Source organism: Thermoactinomyces sp. DSM 45892, from assembly GCF_900107305.1.
Taxonomy (GTDB): Bacteria; Bacillota; Bacilli; order Thermoactinomycetales; family Thermoactinomycetaceae; genus Baia.
In genome coordinates, this window is record NZ_FNPL01000006.1 from 13,830 (window position 1) to 28,278 (window position 14,449).

The window sequence follows — 14,449 nt, forward strand, 5'->3', positions numbered from 1 at the left end:
TCAGTACCTCCGAAGTTGAAGTTCTTTGATCTCTTCTAAAAATGTTACATAGTGTTCATAGCGTTTCGGGTCAATCTCGCCAGTTTCCGCCGCGTCCCTTACCTTACAGCTTGGTTCATTTAAGTGTAGGCATCCACGGAAACGGCACTCTTCCGCCTTCTCACGAAACTCAGGGAAACAATGCCCAAGATCCGCGGGCTCCATACCATCAAAGGTGAGCTGGCTAAATCCGGGAGAGTCAGCCACTAGTCCACCCGTTTCAAGCGGAATGATTTCCACGGAACGGGTAGTGTGTCGTCCCCTGCCGATTTTTTGGCTTACTGCGCCCGTCTCTAGTTCACGATCCGGGATGATTTTGTTCAGCAGAGATGACTTTCCCACTCCAGACTGTCCTGCAAACACTGAAGTCTGGTCTTTTAAGTATGGCTTGATCTGCTCGATCCCGTCTGTCGTTTCGATACTGGTAGCCACAATAGGGTAGCCTGTAGGTGCGTAACGGGTGCGAATCGCTTCTAGTTCAGCAGGGTCTTCTAACAAATCTAATTTTGTTAGCACAACCACGATTTCGAGCCTAGCATGTTCGGCATGGACTAAGAAGCGATCTAGTGGCATCTGTTGGAACGAAGGCTCCCGTAGTGAGCAAACGACCACCGCCTGCGTTACATTGGCAATCGCAGGACGCACTAACTCGGTCTGACGTGATTCAATTGCAGTTATGTATCCCTTTCCCATGTCTGTTTCGTCAAACTGTACATAATCCCCTACTAGTGGCTTACATTTTTTCTTCTCAAATTTGAATACACCACGGGCTTTGCATTCATATAGTTCTTCATGCTCCGTTCGAACGTAATAAAATCCGCTGATTGCTTTGATAATTTGACCTGATGGCATACATACCTCCTATAGGGTAAAGTCCCTCTGTTCAAGTTTGATTATTAACCATTTATTGGGTTGTTTAGGGGAATCTATTCTATCTGGTCACTGCTAGTCCAGGGCATGTATCTGTCCACAGCTCAAATAGTGAACCTAAGAAGATGTGAGGATGTCCGCTTCGTCCTTCTTCGCTGCGGGCAAGTGGCAAAACTCGCAAAGAACGCTCAAACATTGCCACAAAACTCCCTAGCTCAGAGGGACTACGCTAAGTAGGTTCACTAACATCGCAGTAGTCAGATACATTACCCCTAACCTATTCTGAACCACAATAGATCTGTTGATTAGGGAGAGATGGAGTGGGTCCTTCTCATGATTTTGTGGTTAATGAACAAATGCATCTTATGTAGACAGGAGGTTGCTTGGTCTGTAACGAGACGGAAGCAACCTCCTGTGATGGCATATTAGTTATATGTTTACAATTTAGTTACCTTACCATTTTCCATCTTGTGAAGGCGGAGGCTTGCTACATTGTTTATTAACATTCATCCAAGCATAAATCACTTTATCATCTGGAATTGGGTCGCCTGCTTTGGGAATCGTTTCAATAATAGCACCATGCCCTGCTCTACCACCTGTCGTATCTGTCCAACAATGGCGATTATCATATTTAAACGTTAATCCTGCAGCTGTAGCTCTTGCCTGTGCTGTTGTGGCTGGAAGCCCCACAAAATCAGGAACCGTACCAGCACTACTATCCATTCCACCTTTAGGTCCAAGACTTAACGTAACCGTTATCGAATTACCTTTTTGCTCGACCTCAAGCACTGTATTTTTCGGTTCATCACTTGTCTTAAAGTTTTGCGTTCCATCAATCTTTACGTTGTTAGCTTTCGCCCACTTCTGTAACTCACTAAAAGGCTTTCCCTTAAAATCAGTGGCCTTCTTTTGCTCTTTCTCTTGAGCCTGAGAACTGCCTTCGGATACGGGAGCCGCACCACCTTTATTATTTTGACCGAGGAATCCGATAGCGGTGTTAAATAGCCACAGTGCAAGAGCAAAAATAAGTACAATACTAATGAGTCCAAAGATTGCTTTTTTCCACCAGGGTAGCTTTTGTTGCACGTCGTCTAGCCAGACAACTGTTTTTTGAAGAACGGTCTGTTCTCCCACAGGAATGTTACGGAGCCCTTCGATTCGGCTTTTCGTTAGTCCGAACTTCCCTGTAGTGGGACGATCAAATTTCCGCCCGTCGTCCTGTAGCTCACTACCACCACGGAATTTATTACGGCTCTTGGGTATCGAATCGGTTTCGGATTGATCGTTTGAAAAATTCGTATCACCTGTCAATGGAACGGTTGCATAGAAATCTTTCGTCCGTGACTTTTCCTTGCTATTGCCCCAAGTAAATTCATTGCGATGTCCGATTTGGAGCGCGTAGCGAATATCTTGCATCATTGCTCTTACGGACGTGTATCTCATCTCCGGATCTTTTTCCATCGAACGGAGCAAGATTTTTACGATATTATCGGGAATGTCTGGATTGAGCTCTTTTGGATCTGGCACAGGTTCTTGTAAATGTTGCAGGGCAATCCCAATCGCAGAATCACCGTCGAAAGGAAGTTTTCCTGTAAGCATTTCATAAAACACAACACCGAGAGAGTAGATATCTGATTTCTCGGTAATCACTCCGCCGCGTGCTTGTTCAGGTGAGAAGTAATGTACGGATCCCATGACCGACCCTGTTTGGGTAATCGTCGAGGAACTTGCGGCCCTAGCGATCCCGAAGTCCGTTACTTTTGCTCGACCATTCCCGCCGAGTAAGATATTATGAGGCTTGATATCTCTGTGAACGATACCGTTATCATGCGCATTAGATAAGCCATCACAGATTTGAATGGCGATCTCCGCTGCTTCTTCTACAGAAAGAGGTCCTTGTTCTTGAATATGTTGTTTAAGAGTTGGACCTTCGATTAATTCCATTACGATAAATTGCGTATAGTCGTCTTGCCCCACATCGTAAACATTTACAATATTCGGATGAGACAAACTAGCTGCTGCTTGAGCTTCTCGACTAAAGCGACGAATAAACTCTGAATCATTACTGAGCGATTCGCTGAGCACTTTCACTGCTACATTACGATGAAGAGACATGTCTTTAGCTTTATATACGACTGCCATCCCACCGCCACCGATCCTATTTAGGATCTCGTAACGACCACTCAGTCTCTTCCCTTCCATCCGCATAATTACCTTGCTCCTCCTCAGCCTATTTATAATATCTCTGTATTCTTTAGTAGGATTACGGAAATATTATCTTTGCCACCCGCTTGAATGGCTTGCTGAATTAGCTCATCAGCTTTTTCTTCAATCGTTATCTCGCTTGATAAAACTAATCCAATTTCGCGTTCGGCTACCATATCGGTTAATCCATCGGAACATAGAAGTAACATGTCATCTGGGTTCCATGGGGTGTGAATGAGATCCACCTCTACATCCTCAGCAGTGCCGATCGCTCTAACGACCATGTTTCGTTGAGGGTGATTCTTTGCTTCCTCTGTCGTGATTTGCCCATATTTTTGTAACAAATTCACGTATGTGTGATCTTCTGTTAGCTGATAGAGACCACCTTTATGTAACATGTAAGCCCGACTATCCCCTACATGTCCCAATACAACCTCACATGAATCCATAATACCCGCTATAACGGTAGTGCCCATTCCTTGATATTGCTCATTATTTTGAGATAAATAAAACACTTCGGCATTTGCTTTTCCAACCGCACTTAGTATGGAATTGGTCCGCTCTTCTGTGGAGTGGAAATTTTTACTTTGTAAGATGGATTCAATCACCTTGACTGTTGTCTGACTGGCAATTTCACCAGCTTGATGTCCACCCATACCATCTGCCACAATTGCAAGTACTGACCCATCTTCACGGCGGACAAGAGCAGCACTATCCTCGTTTAAGTCACGCACGAGACCGACATTTGTTCGGTGTGCAATCTCCATTGCGGCTTACCCCTTTCCCATCGGCATTCCTAAAATTCGTGAGAACCATATGTGAAGAAATACCTTTCATTTCTATCATTTTGAAAATGAAAGAAGAAGATAGGAGCTATATCTCCTCCTTCATTCAGGGTACTCTAACTCTATATTATATTGTAAACGATTTGGGCTTAGTTAGACTAATTTATTATGCTTAGCACGTAACTGTCCGCAAGCAGCATCTATATCGTGACCTTGCTCACGGCGAATCGTCGTATTGATTTTATATGAATCCAATACCTTTTTAAACTCGAAAATTTGGTTTCGGGAGGTTCTTGTAAAATCGCGCTCTGGTACATAATTAACAGGAATCAAGTTTACTAAGCAGTTCATTCCTTGTAATAATTTCCCTAGTTCATGTGCATGCTCCAATTGATCATTTTTCCCACCAATAAGGGCATATTCAAATGTGAGCCTGCGACCGGTCGTCCGTAGGTAGTACCAACAAGCATCCAACAATTCTGCCAACGGATGTCTGCGGTTAATCGGCATTAAGCTAGAGCGCAAGTCTTGATTCGGCGCATGTAGGGAGATGGCCAATCCTACTTGCCAACCTTCATCCGCAAAACGATAAATATTCGGAACCACACCACTGGTCGATACTGTAATATGACGTTGCCCGATGTTAAGCCCTTTTGGCGAGTTGATAATCTTAACAAACTGGATCGTAGGCTCGTAGTTCTCAAACGGCTCACCCGATCCCATAATCACAACCGACTTCACTCGCTCTTCAGATTCATCTAGCGCTTTCTGAGCAGTCATTACTTGAGCAACAATCTCACCCGCGGTAAGGTTCCGTTTCAAACCTCCCAGAGTAGAGGCGCAAAATGTACAACCAATTCGACAACCGACTTGAGTCGTTACACAAACACTCACCCCATAATTATGGCGCATCACCACTGTTTCAATTGCGTGATCATCCACTAATCCAAATAAAAACTTAATCGTCCCATCTTGTGATTCTTGAGAAGTGATGATTTTTAATGGTTGTAACTCAAATGCATCTGCTAAACGATCACGGAGTTTCTTAGAAAGATTGCTCATCTCTTCAAACGAATTCACTCGTTTTTCATATAACCAATCCATTACTTGTCCAGCGCGGAACTCTGGTTCACCATGCTCTTTCATCCAATCTTTCCAATCAGGTAAATCTAAATCATATGCAAATGGTTTCATAAACTTTTTCACCAGATCTTCCTCAATTTATCTTCATCATCCTTTAAAAAACTTTCCCTATTATATCAATCCATAACGGGAAAGAAAAGGAAATAACCCCCTTTTTCAGCCCTTCTTGTTTCGAATTTTTGACAAGTTAGTCTGAGCTAATTCCATACCGATGAATGGTTACATGATACTTGGTTGTAATGGGGATGTTCGGATAATCCTCTTGCCAATTGATGCTATTGTAAAACTTCGGTTGATACGCTCGTACATACTCACCTAAATTAAAAATATCTGCCTTTAACTCTTTTTGAGAACGATTAACCAAATCCTTCATCTGATTTTGATAGGTCGCTGATACTTGATTGCCAACATCTTCCAGAACTTCCGCTTTCGATAAATCATCTGTAGATGTTTTCTCTTGAATAAGTCCCGTCACTTCTATATTGATAACAACGGAACCATCTGGATTCACCTTAATTTTCCGATTGCTACTGTATGGATGAAATGCAATCATACCATCCTTACGCTGTACGATGACCACATGCCCTTTTTGATTGGTTCTAACCTGAAGAACTCCCGCAACGTTTTGTCTTCCCTCTATAGCACCAACCATTTTCTCTCCTTTAAATACAGCGATTCCGTCCCACCTATACCCGCCTTCTATCGGCTCCATATAGTTCATAATAGGAAATTGACAGCCCGGAAGCCCCATATCAATGAGAAGTTGTCCAAGTGTAATATCGGCATAAATACCATTTCTCGTTCCAGAACGTAACATTCCTCGTATATAATTGATTGGAATCTCCTCAGATGGCACTTTCACATTGAGCGCATCTTTTGCTTTTCCCTTCACCACAATTGGATATAATTGGCGTCGAACTTCGGAAGTACGTTTAACGGCATCCATAAAGCGTTCGATTCCCTTTTTAGCTTGATCTTCAGAGATCATAACAACCTGCATATTCCCGAAGAATAATGGATCATTAGAAGAGACAACAATTTGATGCATAGCTTCCGAATATGTCTTTCCAACCCCGGACAGTAGCTCAAAAGGCCCACTCGGCCCTTTCCCCCCTTCCGCTTGACCACCGCCTCCTCCTCCCACTACCTGATTTGGAATTGGAATTTGAACACTAATCTCCGCTGTATCATCATCCTCCGTACTATCAATGGCAATAGCCGATACATATAACCGATCCTCTATCTCCCTTCGGTCCCAACAACCTGCCAAAAGAGGGAAGATCAACAAAAGAATTATAATCTTAGGAAGGTGTCGCATGATGATTCTCTGCCCCTTTCTGGTCTTTTTTCTTAGATGGGACTTTTTTACGACGAATGATCGCCAGTAAAAATAAAACAACTGGTACCACGATTGAAAAAACAAAGCCAATATAGCTGTATTCTTGAAACTTGGTGAAGAAATCACTTATATTTTCCGAAACCATCGCTCCACCATAGAAAAAAGGAAGTAACGTCCAAGCCACATATTTGGTTTGTTCTTCTTTTACACGAAATGCTTCACAGATGGTGCGAACTAAAACAAACTGTAAATTCGTTATCGCAATAAAAGCAATCACGACCCAAATGGCTAGAACAAATGCCTCAATTCGCTCAATCACTAACAACTCAGGCCTTACCTCTTTGTAAAAATCGAGAGCCGACCATAGATTTTTAGATAACGCATCTACTCCGAATACAAGGTATTGGGCAATGATGGTACTGGAAAGTAAAATCATAGTAGTTAAGATGGCCTTAGCACTCACCTTAGCCGAATGTTCCACCTTTTGGCTGTAACCCATTATTAAAAACAACACTTCAAATCCAGAAAATCCTAGACCGTTTGATAATATCCCTTTACATAATCCCTTCCAATCACTTTGGAAGAGGGGAAGGATATGAACCCACTCCCCTTTTTTAAACACAACGTATAACTGTAATAAAAAAGGAAGTAAGATAATCGGAAATAAAAATTCATTTAACATTCCAATCACTGCCGGACGAGAATAAGAAGCGAAGGTAGACGCCAGCAATAATGTCAGAATCGTAACTTCAATCGGCGTTTTCGGCAACAATGTAGTATTGGTCGCTTCACTAAATAGCCGCACTTGAAACGAAATCTGATTCATCCAGTACAAAGCAAAACAAATAATAATGAGGCTAGCAATCCCCTTGCCAAGCCACTTCATCCGCTTCGTTTCAAAAATTTCCGGAATAAATTGTACAAAAGTTTGACCTGTAAATCGTTGACACAGCTTACTAACCATATAAACAAAGCCCATAAGTAGCAACCCTGATATCACGCTCAGCCAAACCCCATCCGGCCCTGCCTCCGCTGCTACAAAGCGAGGAAAGTTAAGTAAGGGCGCCCCAATAATAGAAAGTATAATCAAAACGTAAATCTGATAAGAAGAAAGACTGCCTTGATGATCCAGTTTCTTAGAGGCAGGAGACTGAGAAGATTGTGATGAGTTATTTGGTGTCATTGGATGCATCCCTCCCTGTCTTCACTGCTTCTTCTGAGCTCTGGTTTTTCTGTCTATATCGATCTTGTGGCTGCAAGAAACTAGGACGAGTATTCATATACTTCCACGGAACCCGTACTAAAGTATCTCTGATTGCCCCACGACGAAACGGAGCGAATGGAGTCATATAAGGTACACCAAACGAGCGGATCTGAACCATATGAAGAACCATCAGCATAAGAGAAATCATGATCCCAAACAGCCCTAATATGGAAGCAGCAATCATGAGTGGAAATCTCAGCAAACGAATACTAATCGCCGCATTGTAACTAGGATTGGCATACGAACTAATCGTAGTCATCCCAACCACAATTACGATCGCCGGCGAAACGAGACCTGCTTGTACGGCTGAAGTACCGATTACCAAGCCCCCTACGATGCCGATCGTGGGGCCAATCGGTCCCGGCAAACGAATACTTGCCTCCCTGAGCACCTCTATACTCCCTTCCATCACCAGTGCCTCGACAATAGACGGAAAAGGAACCGATGCCCTTCCTGCGGCCATCGCAATCGATAATTGATCTGGGATCAGCTCCGGATGAAATGAGACAAAGGCGATATAAAAAGCAGGCAATAACAAGGCAATGGCAAAACTACATAAACGGATCAGTCTTAAAAAACTCGAGATAAGGTAACGCTCGTAATAATCCTCAGGACTATTGTAGAATTGAGTAAAAACAGCTGGAGCAATCAAAGCATGTGGGGATCCATCTACCAATATCGCAATCCTTCCCTCTAGTAGATGTGCCACTACCGAATCCGGGCGCTCTGTGTTTTGGATTTGTGGAAACGGTGTCCATGTTTGATCCTGCAAAAATTCCTCCAGATACCCTGTTTCTAAAATCCCATCAATCTTGATATCCTTTAACCTATTTCTAGCCGTCTCCACGATCTGTTCGTTCGTTAATCCCTCTACATATAGAAGAGAAACAGCCGTTTGTGTCCTCTCCCCAATCACAAAAGATTGAATCCGAAGATCGGGATCTTTAAACCGATGCCGAATCATAGCCAAGCTAAAAGTAGACGTTTCGCTTAAACCCTCACGCGGCCCCCGCACAACAGACTCCGCACGTGGTTCCCCGACACTTCGCGTAGTCCAACCCTTTGTACCAATAACGAGAGCCCTGGTCGTCCCTTCCAATAAGAAGATCGTATCACCACTTAAAACCCCGTTGATGACATCCTTCATCTTCGTGATTTCCTTGACCTCTCCCGCTTCGATCAACTTCTGGACAACGTTTTTCCATATATCCGTTTGATCTTTAATCTCCTCTTGCATCAACGGCCTTAAAATATAATTATGAGTAATATCCTTATTCACCATTTCATCGATATAAATAACCGCACCCTTCAAATGATCTGGTGTTTTCATCGCAAACGTCCGCGTTATAATATCTGTCGAGTTTCCAAATACATTCTTTAGAAAATCCAGATTCTCATCCAGATCATCCGAAATACCCTTATTTTCAGATCGTTCTTCTACTTTCTTTTTACTATGTTGCTCTAATATTTTCTTCCGTTTCTGATCACGTAGAAAACGCAACTGTCTCATTTTCATATACATCACCGCCACAAGATTATGATGTGCGTGATGCATAGAAAGCATACACAATGTGCCAAGTTTGAGTCGCTCATTGTCCATTCGCATATTCTTACTCTCATTTTATTTATGGTATTTTTGTTGTTTTGTTCATTTTTCTTAATGAAAATGTTATTGTTATAAAAATAAATGACGAAGGAGGAATAATCGCAATTTTTATAGTATGTTGGTCCTTATATAAAAGGAAGAGGGGAAAATAAAATGAAGCATATAAAGCATTGGTACTCTTTGTTACTGGTTGTAGTTCTTGTTTCATCTCTATCATTGTCAAGCTCTCTTGCTGTACAAGCTGCTCCTAATAAACCAAGTACAACTGAAAATGAAAAACTCATTGTCAAATTTAAAAAAGGGGTCTCTTCAGAACAAAAAAATGCGCTTTATCAACAGAAAAATGCAAAAGTAATCTCCCGTAATTCACAAATTGGCTTTGAGGTCATTCAGGTACAAGGTCAATCCGTACAAGAGGCCCTGCAAGAATATCGTAAAATGCCAAATGTAGAGTATGCAGAGACAAGTAAAGTCTCTCAAGCAGTATGGACTCCAAACGATCATTACTACTCTTCAAACCAAAGTGCTCCCTTGCAAAAAATGCAGATTCCAGAGGCATGGGATATTACCCGCGGAAGCAATGATACTGTAGTAGCAGTTGTCGATTCAGGTGTTCAAGGCAATCATCCTGATCTAAAGGGAAAAGTCATCCCGGGTTACGATTTTGTACAAAATGATAATGATCCAAGCAATGATGAACTGGGACACGGTACGCATATAGCAGGAACCATCGCTGCCCAAACCAATAACGGTATTGGAGTGGCTGGAGTCGCTCCAAATGTAAAAGTACTCTCCGTTCGTGTACTAGATCGGAATGGATATTCATATAGCGAAGTCATTGCAAATGGAATTACGTATGCCGTTGATCATGGTGCAAAAGTCATCAATCTAAGCATCGCGATGTCTATCCCTGCCGAAGTATTAGAAGATGCAGTTAATTATGCTTGGAACAAGGGTGTCGTGGTAGTAGCAGGGGCAGGAAATTCGACTACTTCCGAGCCTTATTATCCAGCAGCCTACCCTAATGCGATCTCTGTAGCGGCTACGGATTCAGACGATGCAAAATGGAGCCGCTCCAACTATGGAACCACAGTAGATGTCGCCGCACCCGGGGTTGGCATCATGTCGACCGTTCCAACCAACTGGGACCCTGAAGATCCATATACCGTTAAAGAGGGGACCTCGATGGCTACCGCTAATGTATCGGGAGTAGCCGCACTCCTAGCCTCACAGGGCCTCACAAACAAACAAATTCGCTCCGCACTTGAAGAAAGCGCAGATAAAATCCCCGGTACAGGAGAATATTGGAAATTCGGAAGAGTAAATGCTTACAAAGCTCTACTTCATTTTCGTTAAGTAAAAAATAGCTTGAGAATCTGTCGTAGATTCTCAAGCTATCCTTCTGGATAACAAGCTGGAATTACCTTGGAAAGTAGGAGAGGCTGCTGTGAGAATTGTGTCAATCTGTCCTAGTAACACAGAAATCATCCATTACTTAGGGGCAAAAGATCTTCTAGTCGGAGTAGATGACTTTTCCGATTTCCCCCCTGATTATGTTGATCTACCTCGTTTAGGTCCTGATTTATCGATTCGCATTGACTTGGTCGAAAAATTACAACCAGATCTCGTCATCGCTTCCTTAAGTGTTCCTGGAATGGAGAAGAATATTAAGCAGCTTGAAGAAAGAGGAATTCCTCATATAACACTCAACCCAAAATCTTGGAATGATATTCTTGAAGATGTCTTACTTGTGGGATCATATATAGGACGATTACCAGAAGCTGAAAAGCTGGTTACTCATTTGAACCAAACCGTAGAAACGATCCGCTCACACATGTCCCCATTCCAGTCCATTCCCCAGATTTATTGGGAGTGGTGGCCCAAGCCAGTATTTACACCCGGGCAAGGAAATTGGTTAACCGAAGTATGCGAACTAGTAGGAGCATACAATATATTTGCCGATTATTCGCAAGAAAGTGTTCAAACAAACTGGCTCGAGGTGGCAAAACGTAATCCAGACCTCGTAATGGTTATATGGACAGGGATCGAGAAACATCGAATCAAGAAAGATATGTTTACAACTAGGCCCGATTGGCAAAATACCCCTCTAACCAACCCTAATCTCATTCATATCTGCGAAGAAGGCTGGTTTTGTCGACCCTCTCCTCGCTTATTAGTCGGAATCAAGCATTTAGCTCACTTACTAGCTCCCTCTCATTTCCGTCCAGCTAGGGAAGATTTATGGCAAGAACCACGGATTCAAGTCAAATAATCTCACTACCTACCACAGTGACTGGAATAGAAAAAAGCTTGGGATTCCACAGAGGGTTCTCAAGCTTTTTTCTATTTCAAGCCACTTTAGTAGTCAGCCACAGCCTTTAAAGAGTATTCATCAAACTCGTCGCTTCATCCGTGCAATAAAAAATCCATCACTATTGAAATGATGTGGGAGTAACTGCACCCATCCATCGCCGGTAATCCCACGTTTTTTTACTATCTCAGGTAATCGTTCAAACATCGTAGGATCTAGTTCAAATTCAGGGTGACGCTTCAGAAACTGCTCAACCTGCTCTCGATTTTCTTGCGGTTCCCATGTGCAAGTACTGTAAACGAGGGTTCCACCGGGTTTAACGAGGGTGGCCATGCGATCAAGTAGTTCGCTCTGAATCTTAGTGAGGTCACGAATCTGCTCTGTTTCTTTACTCCACTTAATGTCCGGTTTACGATGAATCACGCCTAAACCCGAACAAGGTGCGTCTAGTAGAATGGCATCGTATAAAGGCTCTCCATCCAACTGGATTTCCCTAGCATCCCTTACTCTTGTCTTGATGTGCTGGAGATCAAGCCGACGTGCATGTTCACGGATGAGATCCATCTTATGATTGTGGACGTCATAGGCGATGACGATTCCCTCATCGTTCATTAGCTCCGCAAGATGTGTTGTCTTCCCACCCGGAGCGGCGCATGCATCGAGTACTCGCATCCCTGGCTTCGGATCAACCGCCCGTGCCACTAGCATGGAGCTTTCATCTTGAACAGTGTAGGCACCCTCCTGATAGTAGAAGTGAGATGCCGCATTCCCAACTCCTTTCAAGATCACACCATCAGGGGCTAGTTCAGATGGTGAAGCCCCCCCTGTTTCTTCTTCGTTCCAAGCCTCGATAAAAGCATCCCGATCCCATCGCATCGAATTGATCCGCACACTTACCTTAGGTGGTTGGTTTTGCGCTTGTAATGCTTTTGCCGCTTCCTTGTCCCCATACACCTCATGAAGCCTCTTCACCATCCATAAGGGATGAGAATAGACAATCGCTTCTTCCTCGTGGGAAGTAGGAGTAAACGTTGGCGAAAACGTATCTTTATTTCGCAAGAAGTTGCGTAAGACTCCATTTACCAGACCGGAAATCCCTTTATGCCCTCTTGCTTTAGCGATTTCTACCGTTTCGTGAACCGCCGCTCTCTCTGGGATTTTATCGAGGTAGATCATCTGATATAAGCCCATACGAAGCAATTGCTTCACCCATGGCTCTACTGATTTACTACCTCGTGAGATAAGCTTATCCATCACCCAGTCCAATGAGTTTTGTCGCTGAATGACACCATAAACCAATTCCGTAACAAGCCGTTTATCCCGAGGCTCTAATTCACTTCGCTCTAGCGATCGATTTAATAATAGATTACTAAATGCCTCTTTTGATTCGTATTGAATTAATATCTGAAGCGCAACATCTCTTGCAGATGGTCGCTGGTTGTTCTTTTTCATGGGTTACTCTCCTAATCGATCTCCTACATGAATCTGACGACCATTTATTAATTGCGTAGCCGTCAGGCGTTTCTTACCAGAAGGCTGTAAATCCGTCAACTTGAGGCATCCATCCCCAGTTGCTACCACGATGCCATCTTTTTGCAGCGCAACTACACTTCCCGGTGTTTGATCTGACTTCTCATCCATTAAAGGTTCCGCCCACCAAATCTTCATAGGTTGTCCGTTCCATAGCGTAAATGCAACAGGCCAAGGGTGCATACCACGCACTTGGTTATATAACTGCAAAGCTGTACGATTCCAGTCTAGTATTTCTTGTTCTCGTTTAATAGTAGGGGCAAAGGTAACTTGCCTCGCATCTTGGGGCACTGCTTGAATCTCGCCACATAGCAGAGCCGGCAAGGTTTCCTTCAATAGGTTAGCCCCCACGACAGAAAGCTTCTCAAACATCGTGCCAACATGGTCTTCCTGCATAATCGGAACAGAGCTTTGTGCGATCATATCCCCTGCATCTAACGCTTCTACCATATACATAATGGTAACCCCCGTCGCCTCTTCTCCATCGATAATCGATTGATGAATCGGAGCGCCCCCACGATATTTTGGAAGCAAGGAAGCATGTACATTGATACATCCGTGTGTAGGTACATCTAGCAAAGCCTTTGGCAAGATTTGTCCGAAGGCAGCCGTGATGATGAGATCGGGTTTCAAGTTGATAATGGGTTTCATCTCTTCCGAAATCCGTATCTTTTCTGGCTGATATACAGGTAGTCCTAAGTCCTGTGCCGCTTCTTTGACCGGGGGAGGGGTTAATTCACGCTTCCGACCTTTCGGGCGATCTGGCTGGGTCACCACTTGAACGATATTGTAACCTTCTTCTACTAGCATACGTAAAACGGGCACAGCAAAATCCGGTGTGCCCATGAAAACAATTCGTGTATCTTTTATGCTATTCATCGATTATTCCCCCTCAGTTGGGTGGAACACTCGCTCAGCCACATCAGGAAATAAAATTCCATTTAGATGATCTACTTCATGCTGAAAAGCTCGGGACAAAAATCCATCTGCTTCGATTTCAATCGAGTGTCCATTCCGATCTTGACCTACTACCTTGATGTAGTCAGCACGACGAACTTCTCCAAGTAGATTCGGGATACTAAGACATCCTTCTGGTGGATTGAACTGTTCGCCACGCTTCTCTATGATTTCCGGGTTTATCACTTCATATAATTGATCACCTATATCGACCACGATGACCCGCTTCGAAATAGCAACTTGAGGAGCTGCCAGTCCTACTCCGTTTGCATCATACATCGTTTCCGCCATATCATCTAACAGTTTATGTAAACGAGCATGGAACTTCGTCACAGGCTTTGCCTTCTCTTTTAATATCGGTTCTCCAATTTGCACAATATTTCTGACGGACATATCATTC

The 14,449-nt window shown here is 43.4% G+C and carries 13 protein-coding genes; 2 read left to right on the forward strand and 11 right to left on the reverse strand.

The window, feature by feature from the left end; genetic code table 11:
* The 8 genes from rsgA to BLU58_RS06040 form a co-directional block, all read right to left on the reverse strand.
* Positions 1-891, reverse strand: a complete 891-nt coding sequence (gene rsgA, locus BLU58_RS06010) for a ribosome small subunit-dependent GTPase A (protein ID WP_093291324.1) — start codon at positions 889-891, stop codon at positions 1-3.
* A 79-nt stretch (positions 892-970) separates the two neighbouring features.
* Positions 971-1,105, reverse strand: coding sequence for a hypothetical protein (locus BLU58_RS16865; protein ID WP_255404625.1), 135 nt, complete (start codon positions 1,103-1,105; stop codon positions 971-973).
* Positions 1,106-1,362: 257 nt separating this feature from the next.
* Positions 1,363-3,117, reverse strand: coding sequence for a Stk1 family PASTA domain-containing Ser/Thr kinase (gene pknB, locus BLU58_RS06015; protein WP_093291325.1), 1,755 nt, complete (start codon positions 3,115-3,117; stop codon positions 1,363-1,365).
* A gap of 26 nt (positions 3,118-3,143) precedes the next feature.
* On the reverse strand, positions 3,144-3,881 hold the full coding sequence (locus BLU58_RS06020; protein WP_093291326.1) for a Stp1/IreP family PP2C-type Ser/Thr phosphatase: 738 nt from the start codon (positions 3,879-3,881) through the stop codon (positions 3,144-3,146).
* A gap of 171 nt (positions 3,882-4,052) precedes the next feature.
* Complete coding sequence (gene rlmN, locus BLU58_RS06025) at positions 4,053-5,093, reverse strand: dual-specificity RNA methyltransferase RlmN (protein WP_093291453.1); 1,041 nt, start codon at positions 5,091-5,093, stop codon at positions 4,053-4,055.
* Positions 5,094-5,229: 136 nt separating this feature from the next.
* Entirely contained in the window at positions 5,230-6,360 is a 1,131-nt protein-coding gene (locus BLU58_RS06030; RefSeq protein ID WP_093291327.1) for a Ger(x)C family spore germination protein, read from the reverse strand.
* Positions 6,344-7,564 (reverse strand): GerAB/ArcD/ProY family transporter, encoded by a 1,221-nt coding sequence (locus tag BLU58_RS06035; protein WP_176786519.1) that lies wholly within the window; start codon positions 7,562-7,564, stop codon positions 6,344-6,346. Before BLU58_RS06035 ends, BLU58_RS06030 begins: the two co-directional genes overlap by 17 nt.
* Entirely contained in the window at positions 7,551-9,251 is a 1,701-nt protein-coding gene (locus tag BLU58_RS06040) for a spore germination protein (protein WP_255404626.1), read from the reverse strand. The genes BLU58_RS06035 and BLU58_RS06040 overlap by 14 nt, the downstream gene beginning before the upstream one ends.
* A 153-nt stretch (positions 9,252-9,404) precedes the next feature.
* On the opposite strand from BLU58_RS06040, the gene BLU58_RS06045 reads away from it, so the two are divergent.
* On the forward strand, positions 9,405-10,607 hold the full coding sequence (locus tag BLU58_RS06045; RefSeq protein WP_093291329.1) for a S8 family peptidase: 1,203 nt from the start codon (positions 9,405-9,407) through the stop codon (positions 10,605-10,607).
* A gap of 91 nt (positions 10,608-10,698) precedes the next feature.
* The gene (locus tag BLU58_RS06050; protein ID WP_093291330.1) at positions 10,699-11,523 is read left to right on the forward strand and encodes a cobalamin-binding protein; all 825 of its coding nucleotides are present in this window, start codon (positions 10,699-10,701) and stop codon (positions 11,521-11,523) included.
* A 120-nt stretch (positions 11,524-11,643) separates the two neighbouring features.
* On the opposite strand, the gene rsmB is transcribed toward BLU58_RS06050, so the two are convergent.
* Genes rsmB through def form a run of 3 tightly spaced genes read right to left on the reverse strand, consistent with a single transcriptional unit; the run spans position 11,644 to position 14,442 of the window.
* The gene (gene rsmB, locus BLU58_RS06055; protein ID WP_093291331.1) at positions 11,644-13,014 is read right to left on the reverse strand and encodes a 16S rRNA (cytosine(967)-C(5))-methyltransferase RsmB; all 1,371 of its coding nucleotides are present in this window, start codon (positions 13,012-13,014) and stop codon (positions 11,644-11,646) included.
* A 3-nt stretch (positions 13,015-13,017) separates the two neighbouring features.
* A complete protein-coding gene (fmt, locus tag BLU58_RS06060; protein WP_093291332.1) occupies positions 13,018-13,971 on the reverse strand; it encodes a methionyl-tRNA formyltransferase in 954 nt (317 codons plus the stop codon).
* Between the two features lie 3 nt (positions 13,972-13,974).
* On the reverse strand, positions 13,975-14,442 hold the full coding sequence (def, locus tag BLU58_RS06065; protein WP_093291333.1) for a peptide deformylase: 468 nt from the start codon (positions 14,440-14,442) through the stop codon (positions 13,975-13,977).
* Between the last annotated feature and the right edge of the window lie 7 nt (positions 14,443-14,449).